General features: G+C 37.3%; 14 protein-coding genes. 9 read left to right on the forward strand and 5 right to left on the reverse strand.

Annotation, left to right across the window (positions count from 1 at the left end; all coding sequences use genetic code 11):
* Positions 1-35 precede the first annotated feature (35 nt).
* Positions 36-491: a nucleoside deaminase gene (locus tag IEX65_RS15555; protein ID WP_262891869.1), complete on the reverse strand. Its 456-nt coding sequence runs from the start codon at positions 489-491 to the stop codon at positions 36-38.
* Positions 492-748: 257 nt separating this feature from the next.
* Here IEX65_RS15555 and rpsA point away from each other — a divergent pair, with 257 nt between their 5' ends.
* Entirely contained in the window at positions 749-2,581 is a 1,833-nt protein-coding gene (rpsA, locus tag IEX65_RS15560) for a 30S ribosomal protein S1 (protein WP_188767062.1), read from the forward strand.
* A gap of 86 nt (positions 2,582-2,667) precedes the next feature.
* Here the strand turns inward: rpsA and IEX65_RS15565 are convergent, their stop codons facing one another.
* Both IEX65_RS15565 and pbpC read right to left on the reverse strand, forming a co-directional pair.
* The gene (locus IEX65_RS15565) at positions 2,668-3,276 is read right to left on the reverse strand and encodes a Uma2 family endonuclease (RefSeq protein WP_188767064.1); all 609 of its coding nucleotides are present in this window, start codon (positions 3,274-3,276) and stop codon (positions 2,668-2,670) included.
* Between the two features lie 77 nt (positions 3,277-3,353).
* Positions 3,354-5,690 (reverse strand): penicillin-binding protein 1C, encoded by a 2,337-nt coding sequence (pbpC, locus tag IEX65_RS15570; protein WP_188767066.1) that lies wholly within the window; start codon positions 5,688-5,690, stop codon positions 3,354-3,356.
* Positions 5,691-5,776: 86 nt separating this feature from the next.
* Between pbpC and IEX65_RS15575 the strand changes: the two genes are divergently transcribed.
* From IEX65_RS15575 to IEX65_RS15595, 5 genes are all read left to right on the forward strand, one after another.
* Positions 5,777-6,298, forward strand: coding sequence for a KdsC family phosphatase (locus tag IEX65_RS15575; RefSeq protein ID WP_188767068.1), 522 nt, complete (start codon positions 5,777-5,779; stop codon positions 6,296-6,298).
* A 70-nt stretch (positions 6,299-6,368) separates the two neighbouring features.
* A complete protein-coding gene (locus IEX65_RS15580) occupies positions 6,369-7,289 on the forward strand; it encodes a sugar phosphate isomerase/epimerase family protein (protein ID WP_188767070.1) in 921 nt (306 codons plus the stop codon).
* Positions 7,290-7,698: 409 nt separating this feature from the next.
* The gene (locus IEX65_RS15585) at positions 7,699-8,604 is read left to right on the forward strand and encodes a prohibitin family protein (protein ID WP_188767601.1); all 906 of its coding nucleotides are present in this window, start codon (positions 7,699-7,701) and stop codon (positions 8,602-8,604) included.
* 228 nt (positions 8,605-8,832) lie between these two features.
* Positions 8,833-9,156, forward strand: a complete 324-nt coding sequence (locus IEX65_RS15590) for a hypothetical protein (protein WP_188767072.1) — start codon at positions 8,833-8,835, stop codon at positions 9,154-9,156.
* A 172-nt stretch (positions 9,157-9,328) separates the two neighbouring features.
* The gene (locus tag IEX65_RS15595; protein WP_188767074.1) at positions 9,329-10,663 is read left to right on the forward strand and encodes an MFS transporter; all 1,335 of its coding nucleotides are present in this window, start codon (positions 9,329-9,331) and stop codon (positions 10,661-10,663) included.
* Between the two features lie 105 nt (positions 10,664-10,768).
* Here the strand turns inward: IEX65_RS15595 and IEX65_RS15600 are convergent, their stop codons facing one another.
* A complete protein-coding gene (locus tag IEX65_RS15600; protein WP_188767076.1) occupies positions 10,769-11,692 on the reverse strand; it encodes a sugar phosphate isomerase/epimerase family protein in 924 nt (307 codons plus the stop codon).
* Between the two features lie 327 nt (positions 11,693-12,019).
* Here IEX65_RS15600 and IEX65_RS15605 point away from each other — a divergent pair, with 327 nt between their 5' ends.
* A complete protein-coding gene (locus tag IEX65_RS15605; RefSeq protein WP_188767079.1) occupies positions 12,020-12,532 on the forward strand; it encodes an RNA polymerase sigma factor in 513 nt (170 codons plus the stop codon).
* A 125-nt stretch (positions 12,533-12,657) separates the two neighbouring features.
* On the opposite strand, the gene IEX65_RS15610 is transcribed toward IEX65_RS15605, so the two are convergent.
* Entirely contained in the window at positions 12,658-13,503 is an 846-nt protein-coding gene (locus IEX65_RS15610) for a UbiA family prenyltransferase (protein WP_188767082.1), read from the reverse strand.
* A gap of 209 nt (positions 13,504-13,712) precedes the next feature.
* Between IEX65_RS15610 and IEX65_RS15615 the strand changes: the two genes are divergently transcribed.
* Together IEX65_RS15615 and IEX65_RS15620 are read left to right on the forward strand one after the other, a co-directional pair.
* On the forward strand, positions 13,713-16,310 hold the full coding sequence (locus IEX65_RS15615) for an FBX42 beta-propeller domain-containing protein (RefSeq protein WP_188767084.1): 2,598 nt from the start codon (positions 13,713-13,715) through the stop codon (positions 16,308-16,310).
* 256 nt (positions 16,311-16,566) lie between these two features.
* A complete protein-coding gene (locus IEX65_RS15620) occupies positions 16,567-19,653 on the forward strand; it encodes a SusC/RagA family TonB-linked outer membrane protein (protein ID WP_188767091.1) in 3,087 nt (1,028 codons plus the stop codon).
* Positions 19,654-19,663: the final 10 nt, after the last annotated feature.

Here is a 19,663-nt window from a genome sequence, read left to right on the forward strand (position 1 = left end):
TATCAACACTAAACCGTAAACGCTAACTTTCAATTTTATGTTCGCAAACCTTTGAAAAAATTCTTTAGAAGCATTTCACAATCGGTTTCTAAAATACCTTTTACAACACTTGTTTTGGGGTGAAGTATCGGCGGACTTACTCGACTAAAACCTCTTTTGGTATCGGATGCTCCGAAAACTATGCGGTCAATCTGCGACCAATGTAATGCTCCTGCACACATCACGCATGGCTCAAGGGTTACGTAAAGTGTACAATCTTTCAAATATTTCGCTCCCAAAAATTGAGTTGCGGCCGTAATGGCTATGATTTCGGCATGGGCAGTTACATCATTTAGCTGTTCGGTTTGGTTACTTCCTTTACCTATAATTTTACTTCCACCAGCCACTACTACTGCCCCAACTGGTATTTCGCCAGCTTCGCCGGCTTGAATGGCCAAGTCGAGGGCTTTTGCCATGAAGTATTCATGCGAATATAAAGGATAGTTTTTCACCACAATTTTTGCTTTTTCCGCAAAGATAGCTGTGATGCGAGATATGAGATATGAAATATGAGAAAAAACTACATTCAATCTATATTTTTCGTTGAAAATCAGCTTTTTAAGTAAAAATATTCGACTTGAAAAGGTTGTTTTTACAGAAATTTTAGTAATTTTGCACTCCTTTTTGCAAAGGAATACTTTATTTTTAACAATTTTCAACACGGGCAGCTCGACGGGTTGATGTATAAAGAGCTAAAAATCAACATATTATGGCAGCACAAATTGCAGATTTCGACTGGGATAAGGTCACCAAAAGAGGTATTGGCGGAGGCTACTCAGCCGACGAAAAAGCAAAATTAGAAGCACTCTACTCAGAGACGCTTGCTAATGTAACAGAAAAAGATGTAGTAATGGCAACGGTAGTGGGTATCACTGACCGTGAAGTATTGCTTAACATCGGTTTTAAATCAGACGGTTTAGTTTCGACTTCTGAATTCCGTGACCTTCCTAACCTTGCAGTAGGTGATACAGTGGAAGTTTTCATCGAAAAACAAGAAGATGCAATGGGCCAATTGGTTATCTCTCGCAAAAAAGCAAGAGTATTGACTGCTTGGAGCAACATCGAAAAATCATTTACTGAAGATGCAATTATCGACGCTTTAGTAAAACGCCGTACAAAAGGTGGTTTGATTGTAGATATTTATGGAATTGAGGCATTCTTGCCAGGTTCACAAATTGACGTGAAACCAATTCGTGACTTTGATATTTTCGTTGGTAAGAAAATGGAAGTTAAGGTTGTGAAAATCAACCATACTAACGATAACGTAGTAGTTTCACACAAAATTCTTATCGAGAAAGACCTCGAAACTCAACGTCAGGTTATCCTTACTAACCTTGAGAAAGGACAAGTATTGGAAGGTGTGGTTAAAAACATCACTAACTTCGGGGTATTCATTGACCTTGGTGGCGTAGATGGTTTATTGCACATCACTGATATTTCTTGGGGCCGTATCAACCACCCGAACGAATTATTGAAACTTGACCAACGTATCAAAGTTGTAGTTTTAGACTTTGACGAAGACAAGAAACGTATTTCGCTCGGTATGAAGCAATTGGAGTCTCATCCTTGGGATTCTTTGGCTGCTGAACTATCAATCGGTTCAAGAGTTAAAGGAAAAATCGTAAACATCGCTGATTACGGTGCTTTCTTAGAATTGAAACCAGGTGTTGAAGGTTTAATCCACGTTTCAGAAATGTCATGGTCACAACACTTACGTAACCCATCTGATTTCTTGAAAATCGGTGACGAAATCGAAGCTGTTGTATTGACTCTTGACCGTGACGAGCGTAAAATGTCATTGGGTATCAAGCAATTGACAGAAGACCCTTGGACTAAACAAGACCTTATCAACAAGTATGCAGTGAACACAAAACACACTGGTACTGTACGTAACATGACTAACTTCGGTATTTTCTTAGAATTAGAAGAAGGTATTGATGGTTTAGTTCACGTATCTGACTTGTCTTGGACTAAGAAAATCAAACACCCATCTGACTTCGTGAAAGTTGGTGATGCTCTTGAAGTAATGGTATTAGAATTAGATGGCGAAAACCGTCGTTTAGCTCTTAGCCACAAACACTTAGAAGAAAATCCATGGGATACATTTGAGCATATCTTCACAGTAGGTTCAGACCAAGAATGTACAATTATCTCTAAAAATGACAAACAAGCAACACTTGAGCTTCCATACGGAATCGAAGGATACGCTTTGTTGAAGCATTTAGCTAAAGCTGACGGAACAGTAGCTGAAGTTGGTGAGAAATTAACATTCCAAGTGTTGGAATTCCACAAAGAAGAGAAGAAAATCATGCTTTCTCACTCTAAAACCTGGGAAGCTCCAAAAGAAGAAGCTCCAAAAGAAGCTAAGAAAAAAGGTGGAAAAGAAGTAGCAACATCTGCTCCTGAAGAGAAATCAACTCTTGGCGACCTTTCAGCTCTTTCTGCATTGAAAGATGCAATGGTAGAAGGCGAGAAAAAGAAACTTTCTAAGAAAAAAGATGCAGCAGCAGCAGAATCAACAGATGCTGAGGCAGAAGCTTAATTAGTTTCTAAGCAATATAACAAAAAAGGCTTCTCGTAAGGGAAGCCTTTTTTGTTTACTCCAGTTTTATATAAAATGTTATTTTTCTACTGCTCTACACCTTCATCAGCTAAAAATTTACCGATATTAAAATATTCCCCATCAAGCAACTCTATTTCTTGATTCCAATTTTTGGTTAACCAGTCTTGGTCTTTGGTAGCTACCATTACTTTCTGATGTTTAGTGAATATCCACAATATCTTTTCCACACCAAAATCAAGTAATTTATGGGTTTTAGTAAAAACATAGCCAAAGTCTTTTTCATCAGATAAATCTATACGAATATCTATCTCAATGGCAATTTTTGGTGCAACTTCTACGTAATGGCGGAACGCCGCCCGTGTATTAATTTTATTGGGAGAAAGAGTCTGTTTATCATAGATGTATATATCACCCGAAAGATTATTATTTTTATCAAGATGTGTGCCGACTCCAACCAAGAAATAATACTCTTTTGCTTTAGTAAGGTAAAGAGATTCTAATAAATATTGAGCAATAAATAACTGCAATCCGCTTACATACACAATTTCTTCAATGGTTCGTTTCTTTGCTAAAACATCTTTATAACCCATGTAATAAAATGACTTCCCATCAATTACTTCATAAATTAGACTATCCGAAATTACATTTTGTTGGTTTGGTCTATTTTCAGCCATAATTTAAAAAGTAGTTACATTAAGTTATCAATTTATATCTTTTTTCTACAATTTGACAAGTTAGAAACTTGTCTTACTTACTCGCCTTTCACCATTACCGAAATACTACTACTTCTGCCTTTATCGTCAGTGCAAGATATTTTGAGTTTACCGAGACTTGGTGTAAAAAAAACTGGCTTATTGGCGGAGTTTTTTTGTAATAGTCGGTCGTTGATGTACCAATATACTTCTCTCACATCATTAGCAGTTTGGCACGCCAACTGCATTTGTTGCATATCATTTTCACTCAAATAATACTCACTTCCATTATTTGGATTGGTAATAATCGGTGCGTTACTGGCTGTTTTGAAAAACCTCGTACAATTCGGATTATGCGTCGGAATCTTTTCGTAAAGAATATGTTTTAATTCATAAAAACTAAGCAATTCGGGAGCGAGATTGCTGTAAAGTTTCTCTTTGTATCCATCTAATGGCAAGCACTGTGTGCAATAACTCATTGATTCTGAAAGGTTTACGTAGAATTTCTTGAGGTGCGTACACTTACGTGTGTGCGAAATATTCTTGATAGAATAATCTAAGATTTTATTGCTGCAATATTCGCTCGGCAAATCACCAGACTCGGCACAAACTTGGCGAGATACAACTTCCTTTGGCTGACGAAACCAAACGCTCGAAGTGTTATAATCAATCGTATTAAAAATCTGAAAAAGCAAAGGCGTAGCAATTTCTGCACCGCTTAATTCGGGAACGCCTTCGCCCGAAAAATTTCCAACCCAAACTCCAACCGTATATTTTTTATTATAGCCAATACTCCAAGCATCACGACGACCAAACGATGTACCTGTTTTCCAAGCAATTTTTGGTAAACGATAAGTATAATCAAAATTATTAGGTAAATCTGGGCGTTTGATTTGAGCTAAAATTTCGGTGATTAGATAAGTAGCTGATTGGGAAATAATTGAAGCATGACTCACATTCTTTTCTGTAAATTTATCATCTAACATCTTTGCTTTCTGCCAATTTCCGTCATTAGCAAAGGCAGCGTAAAGTTGAGTCATTTCTTCAAGCGTTACGCCACAACCGCCAAGCACGATTGAAAGTCCTAAATCTTTTTCTTGTTTTTTAACTGTCTGAAAATCAGCTTTCTTGAGTTGTTCAATGAGCGTTGTTTTACCTAAATCTTTTACCACTTTTACCGCTGGAATATTTAACGAATTGGCCAAAGCAAACTCAACCGATACTTTTCCGTTAAACTTTCGGTCAAAATTTTCTGGTTCAAAACCATTAAAATTTGTCGGTACATCGTTGATGATATTTTTAGGCGTAATAATTCCTTTATCGAAAGCGGTAGCATACAAAAGTGGCTTTAAAGCACTTCCTGGTGAGCGAATTGCCTGCACACCGTCCACTTGTCCACCATCAAGTTTATCATTAAACCCAGCCGAACCAACGTATGCCTCCACTTGCATGGTTTCGTTATTGATTACCAACACAGCGGCATTATTGATATTCATAGCCCTTGTCCGATTCACATAATTTGCCACCATCTGCTCGACCTTGGTTTGCGTGGCTTTGCTGACGCTCGAATGAATAATGGCTTCATCGGCAAACTGTTTTTTTAGCCTAAGCGATAAATGCGGAGCATCTTTCGGTGCTTCGTGCCGAGCAACTCTTAAAGGCTCTCGTAAAGCATCATTAATCAATTGATTATCAAATACTTCCGCTTTTTGAAATCGTTTGAGCCATTTGTTGCGTTCTTCAACGATTAATGGATTTTTTGTTCCCAATCGCAAACTTGTTGGTCGATTGGGGATAATAGCAAGAGTAGTTACTTCGGCCAAACTCAGTCTATCGGGTGATTTCTGAAAATACAAATACGAAGCCGATTTTATACCTTCTATATTTGAGCCATAAGGCACAAGATTGAGGTACATTTGCAGGATTTCGTCTTTAGAATAGAAGATTTCGAGTTGAATTGCTCGAAGGATTTCGGAGATTTTATTCCAGTAAGTTCGCTCATCGGGGTTCAACATTCTTACCACCTGCATCGTGATGGTACTCGCCCCCGACGTTCTTCGATTTTTTGTGATATTCTTGAAAGCTGCCCGAAAAATAGCAATAGGATTTACCCCAAAATGATAATTGAAATACTTGTCTTCTTTTGCCAAGATGGCTTTGCGTAGCGTGGGCGTTATTTCTTTCAACTCTACAAACATTCGCCATTTTTCATCCGTACTCAAAAAAGCATGTAAGATTTCTCCTTTTTTATCGGTAATGAGGGTAGAATATGGAACATTTACTTTTGGAGGAAAAATAATATTTAACGCTACTAAAACGATGATAAAAGCAAAAAACACTTTTACCCAACGGCGTTTGAAAATTTCTTTGAGTTTAGGGTTTATTCGTTCAAACATAAAAATAATGCTACACAGATGCACGAATTAAACGAATTTATGCGAATTTTATGCAGATTATTTTTGAATGACCTAAACCTAATTTCATGGATATTAAACTCAAGTCTCAGCTCCGAAAAATTACAACTTTTATTTTTGATGTTGATGGTGTTCTGACCGACGCAACTGTTATTGCCTTACGTGGTGGCGAATTGGCTCGTGTATTTAATGTAAAAGATGGCTACGCTCTCGGAAAAGCCATTCGTTCGGGATTTAGAATTGCGATTATTTCGGGCGGAAAAGAAGAAAGCATCAGAGAAAGACTCTCGCCTTTGGGCATTAAAGATATTTTTCTGGGCGTAAATACCGACCAAAAATTAAGCGTTTTTGATAAATATATTGCCGATAATAATCTTTCGGCCGATGAGATTGTATTTATGGGCGATGATTTGCCCGATTGGGAAATTATGAAGCACCGAGAAGTATTATCTGCTTGCCCAGCCGATGCCGTGGAAGAAATCATCGAGGTGGCAGCTTTCAATTCAACTCGTAAAGGTGGAGATTGTGCCGTGCGTGAAGTAATTGAATTGGTAATGAAAGAACAAGGTAAGTGGATGAAGATTTTTTAACCCTCGGCTTCGCTCGGGTACCAACTCCCAGCAAAAAGTAAAAAACATTCGCATATTCATAATTAAATATATGAAACGTCGAGAATTTATAAATCTAACTGCTACGAGTGCATTGCTTTCGTCGGTCGAAACGCTGGCACAAGAAATACCTTGGGTATCAAATGTTGACCCCAAATTTCAACTAAAGATAATGGCTACTAACTGGGGCTGGAGTGGTTCGCTCGATGCCTTTTGTGCTGCTGCCAAGAAGGAAGGCTATGATGGTATCGAAATGTGGTGGCCAAACGAAACCAAAGACCAAAAAGAACTTTTTGCAGCACTTGAAAAGTATGATTTAGAAATTGGCTACCTATGCGGTTCTGGCCATAAAGACCCAGTCATTAATCTTGAAAGTTTCAAAAAAGCCATTAATGCCGCCTCAACGCAGTCAGCCAAGAAGCCTTTGTATATCAATTGTCATAGTGGGAAAGATTTTTTTACGTACGAGCAAAGTAAACTTTTCATTGACCATACGACCGAAACGACAGCCAAGACAGGAATTAAAATTTGCCACGAAACCCACCGAGGGCGAATTATGTTTGCGGCTCATATTGCACGAAACTTTATTGAAAAAAATCCCGCTTTACGCCTAACGCTTGATATTTCACATTGGTGTAATGTACATGAGTCTTTGCTCGAAGACCAAGCTGAAACCGTTGCGATGGCATTGGAAAGAGTAGAACACCTACACGCACGCATAGGGCATCAAGAAGGCCCACAAGTGAATGACCCAAGAGCTCCCGAATGGGAAAGTGCTGTAAAAGCACACCTTGCGTGGTGGGATAGAGTTCTGGAAAGAAAAATGAAGGCTGGCGAAACAATGACGATTTTGACCGAATTTGGTCCACCGAATTATTTGCCGACCTTACCATACACACAACAACCAGTAGCCGACCAATGGGCGATAAATGTGTGTATGATGCAAATGCTCAGAAAACGATATTTACGATAAAAAAAAGACCGAGCTATCTAAAGATTGATAGCTCGGTACCTGTCGTTCATGGAAAACAAGAAAGCACGTAAATCCTTTCAATATTTGAAAAAATTCTACTCTGATTATGTTAGTCTAAAAAGCATACCAAACTTGGCACGCTACCGTTTACACTATACCAAAAATTAGCAAGTGGATACAATTGTGGATAAGTTGATTATTTCTTCAAAAACTCTTATAATCAGCTCATTATTTCACTGATTTATCGTTTCTATGCTTCATCACTAAAAGAAGCCTTTTCGCTAATCAGAAATAACCATTCATGTAAATCTTGGATAATATCTACCGACTTACTGTACGTTTGCCACGCTTTTGTTCAGAAATCATTTCACAAACAAAGCATAAACTATATCTAAACCGTCAGAAAACCATGTTTTTAGTCGTTATCGGAGTTATTATTTTGATAGTGGCATTTGCTATCAATACTCCTTCTTTACAATTTTCTCGTTTTTCTCGCCCGCTTAAATTCGTGGGACTTATTTTCATTATTTTGGGCTTTGCCTCTTCGACCGTCAAGCAAATTGACGCTGGTCGAGTTGGCGTGCAATCACTTTTTGGTAAAGTCCAAGAAGGCACGCTTACAAGTGGTTTGAATTTTATTAATCCTTTAGTTGATGTAACTGAGTTCGACACTCGTACTCAAAATTACACCATGTCGGGCGTGCATGACGAAGGTAAACAAGCAGGCGATGATGCCATTAGAGTACTTTCATCAGATGGACTTGAGGTTGTGATTGACCTAACCGTGCTTTATCGAGTACAACCCGACCAAGCACCAACAATTTTACGAAAAATCGGAGCAAATTATGAAGATGTAATCGTGCGTCCAATTACCCGTACTCGTATTCGTGATATTGCGGCTTATTATGAAGCAGTCGCATTGTATTCGACCAAAAGAGACGAGTTTCAAGGAAAAATCTTTAAGGCTATCGAAGCCGATTTTAAGGCTCGTGGATTGGTTTTAGAACAACTATTGGTCAGAAACATTAATTTGCCTGAGTCTGTTAAGAAAACTATTGAATCGAAAATAAACGCTGAGCAAGAAGCACAAAAAATGCAGTTTGTATTGCAGAAAGAAAAACAAGAAGCCGAGCGTAAGCGTGTAGAAGCACAAGGTATTTCGGACTATCAGAAAATTATTACAACCACCTTGACTGACAAACAATTACAGTACGAAATGATTAAAGCTCAGAAAGAAATTGCCACTTCGCCCAATTCAAAAGTGATTATTATGGGAGGAAAAGGAAATACGCCTATTATGATAAATGATAAGTAGCGAAGATAAAAAAGAGAAAAACAAAAGAGCCTTGCAGATAACTGCGAGGCTCTTTGTATTTGCAACATGATATAAAAACGCTGATGTTATATAAAATGTTTCTTGTTTGAAAAATTATTTAATTATTTTTCAAAAAAAGATTTATTTTTACGATTTCTAAAAAATTGTGGTGAATTTATAAATGCAGCCCACTTATTCACTCATTCATCAACCTAATCATTAAATTCCATGCGTCAGTCTATCATCTACGAAGTAACGATTAATTATATTGGCTCATTAAGCGATATTCGGAAACGTGAGCCTTTTGTGGTTTACTTTTCAAACCTCAAACGAGCCATTGAGTGCGTGCAAAGCAATTTAGCAGTGAATGGCTGGGAACAAAAGAAGGTAAATTACACAGCAGTTTATCGGACGCTCAAAGTAAAAAATAAATTTGTGTGCGACTTCGATGCCATGAAAGTGAAGTTTTTTCAGGTAATTATCACAACAAAGACGCTCAACCCATTGTTGACTACACTCGGAATTGATGAGTTTCCTACCACAAAAAAGTAAGATACGATTAAGCGATTTTAGGATTTACAAGATATTATTTTTTCATAGAATCGGGTTTACAAACCCAATTCTATGAAGGAAACAAGCAAATTGATTTGGGGGATTTCTTCAGAAAAATTAAATTTTTTCTTTTCTTTGTGCAATTACTTACTTTAACCTAAAACATAATCAGATGCAGTTTTCAAAACCTAAACTGAGTTTTTCACAAATTATTAATATGAATGTCGGATTCTTTGGCATTCAATATAGTTTTGGTCTTCAACAAAGTGCTGTAAACCCAATTTATGACTTCTTGGGGGCAAGTCCCGACGAAATTCCGTTGCTCAATTTAGCTGGCCCAATGACTGGTCTTTTGATTCAACCGATTATTGGAGCAATGTCTGACAAAACTTGGTCGCCTCGTTTTGGCCGTCGTAAGCCGTACTTCTTTGTTGGGGCTTTAATGTGCAGCTTGGCTCTTTTCCTCTATCCTTTTAGTAGTACATTGTGGATGGCTGCTGGGCTTCTCTGGATTTTGGATGTGGGCAACAATACTGCCATGGAGCCTTACCGAGCATTTATTGCCGATAAACTTGATGCTTCGCAGCAACCAACGGGCTTTCAGGCACAAAGTTTCTTTACTGGTTTGGGGCAGACACTGGTGAATCTTTCGATTTTTATTTTTCCGATGATATTCTTAGGCACAACTGGTTCTTTGCCTACTTGGGTTTATGCGTCCTTCTTTTTAGGGGCAGTTTGTTCGATTGGCTCAGTCTGGTGGAGTATGCGTACAACTGCTGAGATTCCGCCAAGTGAAGAAGAACTTGCCGAAATGAAACGAAATCCTTTAAATATTTTTTCACCATTTATTGATATTATCTCAGCTATCCGTGATATGCCAAAAGTTATGTGGCAGTTGGCTTTAGTTTATTTGTTTCAATGGTACGCATTGTTTTGCTACTGGCAGAACTCATCGAAAAGTATTGCACAATCGGTTTGGAAAACTACAACTTACCAAGACAATCCTATTTATAACGAAGCAGTTAGTTGGACAGGCTTAGTAAATGGCTGGTATAACATTGTAATGTTTTTGGTAGCATTTAGTTTAGTTGGTTTTGCTAAAAAATATTCTCCCAAATTGGTTCATACCTTTTGCTTGATTTTGGCAGGAATTGGCTTTCTGGCTTTTCCACTGATTGAAAATAAATATTTGCTTTTCCCTGCGATTACGGGTTTTGGAATTGGTTGGGCAAGTATGATGGGAATTCCGTATTTGATTGTAGTTGGCGAAATTCCGAAAGAACGTTACGGCGTTTATATGGGAATTATCAATATGATGATTGTGATTCCAATGCTGATTCAGACCCTTACTTTTGGCTATATCCTGAAAAATTTCTTGAATAACGACCCAGGTAAAGCCATTACGTTTGCAGGAATACTTTTATTAATTGCGGCAGGAGCAACGCTGCTCATCAAAGCAAAAAAAGTAGAAGGTGATGTAAATATGCCAATGGGCGGAGGGCATTAAATGATGCTTAATGTTGAATGATAAATGTTTGATAAATGAAAAGCCTTCAAAATTTTAGTTTTGAAGGCTTTCCTATGAAACAAGTTGGAAACTTGTTTTACAAACCTATGGCAAATATTGACGAATGTAATTTCTACTTTGCAAAATTGCTTTTGTTACATCATCAGGGCTTCCCTCGAAGGCTTTGTCTTCCACTTCAATCACAACTGGGCCACGATAACGCACATCAGTGAGTGCAGCAAAGAATTTTCCCCAACGAACATCTCCCAGACCAGGCAGTTTTGGTGAATGATATTCAAGCGGATTGGCTAAGATTCCAACTCTATCCAATTTATCGTGATATACTTTTACATCTTTTAAGTGAATATGATGCAAACGGTCTTTGTATTGATAAATTGGTTTGATTTCGTCCATCATCTGAAAAATCATGTGCGATGGGTCATAATTCAGTCCGAAAAGTGGGGTTTTGAAGGTTTCAAACATTCTGTCCCAAACAACTGGGCTGATTGCTAAGTTTTTTCCCCCCGGCCATTCATCATTCGTAAAGAACATTGGGCAGTTTTCAATACCAATCTTAATACCTTCTTGCTCAGCAGTTTCGATGATTGGCTTCCACAATTTCTTAAAGATTTTCAAATTATCTTCGATATTTTTCTTGGGGTCACGCCCAATAAAAGTATTCATTACAGGAACACCAAGCGTATTGCAGGCTCTAATTACTTTCTTGATATGCTCAATATAAAATTCAGATTTTGCCTTATCGGCATCTAATGGATTAGGGTAATAACCTAAGCCCGAAATACTAATGTTTTTTTCGTGAAGATATGATTTGATATACTTCACTTGATGTGGGTCGTGTAGTTTATCGACATTGATGTGGGTTACGCCTGCATAACGACGTGTCTCGCCTCCCTCTGTTGGCCAACACATCATCTCTAAGCACGAAAATTCGTGTTTAGATGCAAAATCTACTACGTGTTCAAAGCCAAAATCGGCCAGAATCGCACTTACAAATCCGAGTTTTAACATAATACTTGTTGAATAGAAGTTTGTTCAATCAAATTTATGAAAAAAATACCTTCGTCAAAATCCAAATATCATATTTCAACGTATGTTATTCTTTAAAGCAGCATTTATTGTTTATGATTATATACTTTTGTTTAAACAAATAGACATATAAGCATAAGCCCAATTAAAACGTAAAAGTGAGTATTATTTGCTATAATCGTGCTTTTTAGTTAGTATTTAATAGTCCACCGCCAATTACGTTTAACTTTTTATAAATATTTTTACACAAAAGCTTGTTTTTACAAATACATTTTGTTTAACTTTGCTTCAACAAAAATAAACAAAGCTATGACTGCTCTCGAATTCAACTACGCCATATCAAAAACATCAAAGTCATTGAAGCCTTTTGCTATGAGGCTCACAAAAGACAATGAAGATGCCAATGATTTATTACAGGATACACTCATGAAAGCATTCTTGAATCGTGATAAGTATTCGGACGGTACAAACCTAAAAGCATGGCTTTATACCATCATGAAGAATACGTTCATTACGAACTATCAGAGAATGGTGAGAAAGAATACTTTTATTGATACAACGGATAATCTTCATTATATCAATAGCACTGAAAGTTTAGTTGATAATGATGCTTATTCGTCGTTTGCGATGGAAGACATCAATAATGCGGTAGAAACACTCGATGAAGCGTATCGTCAACCATTTATGATGCACTTCAAGGGTTTTAAATACCATGAAATTGCTCAGAAATTGAGTATTCCGATTGGTACAGTAAAAAACAGAATACATATTGCAAGAAAAGAATTAAAGGATAAATTGTACATGTACGCTTATTCTTTCTAATAATATTATTTTGATGGTTACGACCATCTGTATAGTTTTTGGTTAAAAAAGAGGAAGGTTCAAAAAGGTTGTATGCTTTGCTGACAACCTTTTTTCATTTTTGGGCAGCAGAAATTCACAATTTCTTATTTGACACACAACCAAATATAGAAACCATTCAAACAAACTGATGCAAGTAAATTGAGCCACATCGTATTTTTGAAATTCGCTTGACTTTTATTCTTCAGCGTTTTCAGAAACCACCAACCAAAAAATGCGAGCGTAGGCAGATTGAAAATAGATAAAGCTATAAAATTGTTTATGGTAAAATAATAGAAGAATCCAGCAAATGCAAGCATGAAAACAATAGCCGTAAAAACGAACGTACCGTTGATGCCCAATAATATGCTCATAGTGGTATCTCCTCGCTTGGCATCTTCTTCGTGCTGATAAATCTGAGACATCGGATAAACTGCCCAAAGCATTAGCGTGCTGATAATGGCAGGTAAAATTTGAGGTTTTAAGATTTCAAAGTTTTTTTCAAAAGCCATAATGATTGCGAAATAAGTAAATGCTCCTTGAAAAAAACCAACAACTAACCAACTCAAAATCGGATATTTCTTTAATCTAATGCTATCGTTGCTATAAGCTTTTGATACTAAACCATAAACAAAAATCATCAGAGCAAAAACCCAGTCAATAACAAAAAAAACTATTATCACGGCCAAAACATCCATTACCCACGAAACCCAAAAAAGTTTTTTATCAACCGCCGGAGGTTTTTCGAGTCCACCAATGCTGCCTTCATCTTTATCAAAATAACTATTGTAAGCATTACTGGCAGGATAAACCAATAAATGTAAAATAATAAATATCCAAAAAGCTTTAGATTTATCAAGATTGGGAGCCTGACTAATCGCAAACCAATAGACAGGCATCAGAAAAAACGAAAATGGGATTCGTAGGTGAAGTAGAATATCTTTAGCATTCATGGGTTCTTAGCTCTGTTTTTCATTCAAATCAAAAGTAGATATATACCACACAAAAACAAAATATCTTTCGGATTGAGGTTTTATAAATGTACATTTAGCACGAAATCTAAATCATGAAAGAATCTTTATTTTGGTATTTTTCTGAATTTAGAAGGAAGGATTTTAAATTTGTGCCTAAATTGTCGTGATTATCGTCACACCACTACCCTATGCTAAGAGCCGTTATACCCATAAAATTGATTTCCTTACTACTAACCCTGACCTTTTTACTCTCTATTCGGGTCAATGGACAAGAGTATGGCCTTGAGTTCTTGGGTCACGAAGTAGTTACTGACCAACGTACTGCCTTAATAATAGGAAAAGAGCAACCAGTCTGCATAAAAAAAGATTTTGAACTAAGTTTTGAGCTAAAATTTAAGCCAAAGGTTCAATCGTATTTTGGCTATGTATTCAGAATTATTACTGACGAAGGCCAAAATCTCGATTTATTGTTTCAGTCGGATGCCCGTGGCAAACAGCAAACCTTTAGGGTAATTTCGGGCGATAAAGACATTAAGCTAAAAACCCTCAATACCAATTTATTCTATGCTAAATGGAATAAATTCAGAATTGCGATTCAAGATAAAAAGATTGAAGTCTTCGATGATAATCAACTATTAGGCTCGGGCGTAATCTCGTCTAAGATAAAAGGTTGCTTTAAAATTTATTTTGGAGAATGCTCTGACCCAAAATTTCTGACGAGCGATGCTCTACCGATGTATTTAAGGAACATCACGCTCAAATCTGAGCAAAAAATCTTGCACCACTGGCCTTTAAGAGAGATTTCGGGTACAACTACTGCCGATATTTTTAATGCTCAACAAAAAGCCTTTACTAAAAATGCGAATTGGCTACTCAAAAAACACTACGAGTGGAAACAACTCGGAAGATTGAAAGTAAAAGGAAATTCGAGCTTTGCGTTTGATTCTAATCAACGGAGAATTATTATTAACACCGACCTAAAGACTTATTTTTTCAATACTCAAAATGATTCTTTGAGCAGCAAGCCACTGGGGCAAAGCCATAAGAAGTTTACGTTTGGCGATATGGCAGTTTTTCTACCATCACAAAACAAGCTCATGAATCTTCGACTAAACGAAAAAAAGGTTTTTAATTATAATGCCTCACAAAACAGTTGGGATATAACGCCCGACGAAAAATATAACCTGACCGAATATTGGCATCATAATAAATACATATATCCGACTGATTCGGCAATGGTACTAATTGGTGGTTACGGACAATATAAATACAAAAACAGTTTTCAGAAATATTCTTTCAACAACAATACGTGGTCTGATTTGCACCTAAAAGGCGATACCATTACGCCTCGGTATATGTTTGGCCTCGGCACGAAAAATAGCACAAAGTCATATTTATTTGGTGGTTTTGGCTCAAAAACTGGCGACCAAGGCCTAAATCCACAAAATTATTATGATATGTTTGAAATTGACTGGCAAACAAACACTATCAAAAAAATCTATGATTTAAAAGTACCCGAAACCCCTTTCGTGGTAGCATCATCATTAATTCTAAATGATAAAAACGATACTTTTTATGGGCTAATATATAATCAGTTAAAGTTTAATTCGAGTCTCCAGTTGGTTGAAGGTTCGCTTTCAAAACCCGAAATAAAACCTATTTCCAAAGAAATCCCTTATCAGTTTTTGGATGTAGGTAGCAACGCCGACATCTATTTCGATAAAAACAACTCAAAACTTTTTTGCGTAACGAGTTTTCATGACCGTATTCCAGTAGATTCGACTGAAATCATCATTTACTCGCTTGATTTTCCACCATCAAACCTACCCGCTGAGATAAAAGCCAATAAGGTGTCTTTTAGCCAATATTTCAGCAAAAACATTTATATCATTCTTCCTCTTCTGTTGCTTGGTGGTCTCGGCTACTATTTTTTGCGTAGAAAAAAAGCAATGCCTGAGAATACAGAAATTGCATTGAACGAAACGCAAACAGAAGCAGCCCTATTCGATGAGCCAGTTATTGAAGAACTACCAACACCTCAACTCAACGAAGAAGTTATCAATAAGGGGAAAGTACTTTTGTTTGGCGGTTTTCAATTCATCAACGATAAAGGAACAGACCTAACCAATATGTTCACGCCTTTATTGAAGGAAATGTTTTTGTATATTTTGTTGCATTCGGTTAGATGGAACATGGGAATTAATTCGCAGCAACTCAACGAATTATTGTGGTTCGATAAAACTGCCGATAGTGCCAGAAATAATCGCTCGGTAAATATTACAAAACTGAAGACCATCTTTGAGCAGTTACCTTCGATAGCCATTGGCAAAGACACAGGAAACTGGATGATTACACTCGACCCCGAAAAAGTGTATTTAGACTACTTTGAGTTTTTGAAATTGACTAACTCAAAGAAAACAATCAATAGCCAACAAATTGGTCAACTAACCGAAATCATTAATCGTGGCGGTTTTCTGACAACTTTAGAATACGAATGGCTCGATGATTTTAAAGGCGAAATTTCTAATAAAGTTATTGATACTTATTTGGCCTATTCTAAGCAGCTCGACATCAGTAAAAATGCCGAAGAGATTATCGAAATTGCCGACAATATTTTCAAATTCGACTCGGTTGACGAGACCGCCATGTCAATGAAATGTCGTGCTTTAGTTCAGCTCGGAAAGCATTCTTTAGCCAAAACATCCTACGAAAAATTTGCGAAAGACTACAAACGCTTATACTCCGAAGATTATGGCGTATCGTACAAGGAAGTCTTAGGAACATAAAGCACAAAATCAATATTAAGATATTATCAAATATTTGTTTATTTATTAAAAAAATTAAAAAAGCCCTTTAAGCGATGTTTAAAGGGCTTTTTTAGTGCTTCTAAGGCTATTTAAGGCCATTTGTGTTGTTTAAAAGTAGGTAAAAATGGGCTTTCTGTTAATTTAAAATTAAGAAAAAATTATGTGCGTGTTAATATTTTAGATGTCAATAAAAGTTTCATAATTCTTTTCATTAACCTAATATTTAAATTCGAGTATGAAGAAAACATTACGACAGTTTTTCAATGCCTTCATACTTTCTCTTTTTGTGTTTTCGGCTTATGCCCAAAACGTGAAAATTACAGGGAAAGTAACCGACGACGGAGGGTCTCCTCTCTATGGTGTCAATGTGGCAATCAAAGGTTCTACTAAAGGTACAATTTCTGATGATAAAGGAATGTACTCAATTGAGGCTGCTAAAGGAAGCGAACTAACATTTAGTTACATTGGCTTTTCTGCCACAAACGTAACAGTTGGTAGCTCAAATGTCATTAATGTAAGTCTAAAACCAGAGGCTGGCGTACTCAACGAAGTAGTTGTAACGGCTTTGGGTATCTCTAAAGAAGCCCGTAAAGTTGGTTATGCAGTAACAACTGTAAATGGCGACCAAATGACTAAAGCCCGTGAGACTAACGTGGCTTATTCGATGGCTGGTCGTGTAGCAGGTTTGAATATCTCAGGTACAAATGGAGGTTCGGGTTCTTCGGCCAGAATTTTGTTGAGAGGTATGGCCAGCTTTACCGCAAGCTCTCCGCTAATCGTATTAAACGGTGTGCCGATTGACAATACGCAAAGAGGTAGTGCTGGAGAGTGGGGTGGTGCAGATAACGGCGACGGTATCTCAAACTTAAACCCTGACGACATCGAAAGTATGTCGGTTTTGAAAGGTGCTTCGGCATCGGCTCTTTATGGTGCAAGAGCAGCCAACGGTGTAATTTTGATTACTACCAAATCTGGTAAAAAAGGCAAAATGTCAGTTGACTACAACCTTAATACAGTGGCTGAACAAGCTATCAACTACACCGATTATCAGTATGTTTATGGTCAAGGCTTGAATGGCAAAAGACCAGCTAATACGGTTAGTGCATTAAACAGCGGTATGTTGAGCTGGGGTGAAAAATTAGACGGTGCTTCAACTATCCAATTTGATGGCAAAAGCTATCCATACTCAGCAGTTAAAGACAACATCAAAAACTTCTACCGCACAGGTTCGTCAATCACTAACTCTTTGGCAATCGCAAGCGGTAACGAGACTGGTAGCTTCCGTCTCTCACTGGCAAATTTGGGTAATAACTCAATCTTGAGAAATAGTGGCCTCGACCGCAAAACTGCCAACTTCACTGGTTCACAAAAATTTGGTCAAAAACTCAAAGTTGATTTGATGGTAAATTATGTTGATGAGAAAAACACCAACAAACCACAACTCAGCGACGGCCCAATGAATGCCAATAACATCAACTTCTTGGCAACCAACGTGGCTCAATCAGTATTAATGCCTGGCTACGATGCAAGCACCGAAAACGGAAATGAGATTCAGTATAACGATGATATTTACGTAACCAACCCTTGGTTTGTTGTAAATCGTTATAGAAATGATGTAAAACGTAAGCGTATGCTTTCGGCATTGACGGCAAAATACGACATCACTAAAAAAATCTACTCACAAATACGTTTTGGATACGATTTATTGAATGATGGTACTTTCAAAGTAACTCCAACTGGTACAGCCTATTCAAATGGACAAAAAGGTGGCTTAGATGATTTATCAAAATCTACTACTTCTGAGTTAAATGCTGAAGCTATTTTAGGTGGTAGCTTTGATTTAGTAAAAGATATTTCATTAGATGCCATTGTTGGTGCGGCAGCTCGTAAAAACAAATACGATATGCTTCGTGTAGGTGGTGGCCCATTTGTTATCCCGTTCTTCTATAGTCCATACAATGTTCTTTCTTTCAACCGTGATTATGGTTATAGCGAGAAACAAACCAATTCGGCTTTCTATTCATTAGATTTCAACTACAAAAATCAGTTGATTTTATCTACAACAGGCCGTTATGATGCGTTCTCGACATTACCAAAAGACAATTACGGTATCTTTACTCCATCAGTTTCTTTGAGCTATGATTTCACAGATTTAGCAAACTCATCGAAATTGAGCTATGGTAAATTCAGAGCATCTTACGCAGTTGTAAGTGGTGAGCCAGCAAGTCCATATAGTACTTCGCAGTATTATAGCGTTGGTGGAGCTATCCAAGGAATCACAACTGGTTCGTTTAGCAGTACATTACCAAATTTATTCCTGAAACCTTATACGCTTTCAGAGTTTGAGTTAGGTACTGAATTGAAATTCTACAAAAACCGTTTAGGTTTCGATGTGGCTTATTTCAACCGTAAAACTCATAACGAAATCATCAATGGTTCGTTGTCAGAAGCAACTGGTTTTAGCAGCCAACAAATCGGTACAGGTTCAACTCAAAACTCAGGTTTAGAAGCATTAGTAATGGGTGTACCAGTTGAGACAGGTGGTTTGAAATGGACTACTTCATTCAACTTTACTTGGATTAAAAACAAAATCGTTGAAATCAATGGTTCTGGAAGTGCCGACCAACAATTAGGCTTAGGAACATACCGCCCGTTGAACGCCAATACAGCTTTGATTAAAGGCTTACCTGGCCCACAAATCATGGCTTATGATTATGTTTATGACGCTCAAGGAAGAATTGTAATCGACGAAACTGGTATTCCTGTACAAGCAGCAGCACGTACGCCAATGGGTTCGGTATTACCGAAAGTTTATGGTGGTTTCAACAACGAATTTAGCTACAAAAACTTCAATCTTTCATTCTTGTTTGACTATCGTTTTGGTAATAAAGTGCTTTCAGCAACTAACTATTACACAATTTTCCGTGGTTTGAACCAAATGACTCTTGAAGGTCGTGAGACAGGTGTAGTAGCTGCTGGTGTAACAAAATCTGGTGCAACAAATACAGTAAATGTACCAGCTCAAACTTACTACCAAAACTTAGCACGTAGAATTTCAGCATTGAACGTAATGGACGGAAGTTTCATCAAACTTCGCCAAGTTACACTCGGCTATTCTCTCAATCCTAAATTCTTGGGTAAAACTCCAATCAAATCTATCGAACTTTCAATCGTAGGAAGAAACCTTCTTACATTATTGAAACACACCGATAACATCGACCCAGAAGCAGGTTTCTCATCTGTACTAAGCTATGCAGGTATCGAAGGTAACAGTTTACCATCTACTCGCACTTATGGTTTGAACCTAAATGTTAAATTCTAAACGAGGCTTA

It is taken from the genome of Emticicia aquatilis (assembly GCF_014644295.1).
Classification (GTDB): domain Bacteria; phylum Bacteroidota; class Bacteroidia; order Cytophagales; family Spirosomataceae; genus Emticicia; species Emticicia aquatilis.

Bases quoted from the DNA above. Each gene is read 5' to 3' on its own strand.
- IEX65_RS15615 (WP_188767084.1), top strand. From the start codon at position 13,713: ATGCTAAGAGCCGTTATACCCATAAAATTGATTTCCTTACTACTAACC.
- IEX65_RS15585 (WP_188767601.1), top strand. From the start codon at position 7,699: ATGTTTTTAGTCGTTATCGGAGTTATTATTTTGATAGTGGCATTTGCT.
- IEX65_RS15605 (WP_188767079.1), top strand. From the start codon at position 12,020: ATGACTGCTCTCGAATTCAACTACGCCATATCAAAAACATCAAAGTCA.
- IEX65_RS15590 (WP_188767072.1), top strand. From the start codon at position 8,833: ATGCGTCAGTCTATCATCTACGAAGTAACGATTAATTATATTGGCTCA.
- IEX65_RS15575 (WP_188767068.1), top strand. From the start codon at position 5,777: ATGGATATTAAACTCAAGTCTCAGCTCCGAAAAATTACAACTTTTATT.
- IEX65_RS15580 (WP_188767070.1), top strand. From the start codon at position 6,369: ATGAAACGTCGAGAATTTATAAATCTAACTGCTACGAGTGCATTGCTT.
- pbpC (WP_188767066.1), bottom strand. From the start codon at position 5,690: ATGTTTGAACGAATAAACCCTAAACTCAAAGAAATTTTCAAACGCCGT.
- IEX65_RS15620 (WP_188767091.1), top strand. From the start codon at position 16,567: ATGAAGAAAACATTACGACAGTTTTTCAATGCCTTCATACTTTCTCTT.
- IEX65_RS15595 (WP_188767074.1), top strand. From the start codon at position 9,329: ATGCAGTTTTCAAAACCTAAACTGAGTTTTTCACAAATTATTAATATG.
- IEX65_RS15610 (WP_188767082.1), bottom strand. From the start codon at position 13,503: ATGAATGCTAAAGATATTCTACTTCACCTACGAATCCCATTTTCGTTT.
- IEX65_RS15565 (WP_188767064.1), bottom strand. From the start codon at position 3,276: ATGGCTGAAAATAGACCAAACCAACAAAATGTAATTTCGGATAGTCTA.
- IEX65_RS15600 (WP_188767076.1), bottom strand. From the start codon at position 11,692: ATGTTAAAACTCGGATTTGTAAGTGCGATTCTGGCCGATTTTGGCTTT.
- rpsA (WP_188767062.1), top strand. From the start codon at position 749: ATGGCAGCACAAATTGCAGATTTCGACTGGGATAAGGTCACCAAAAGA.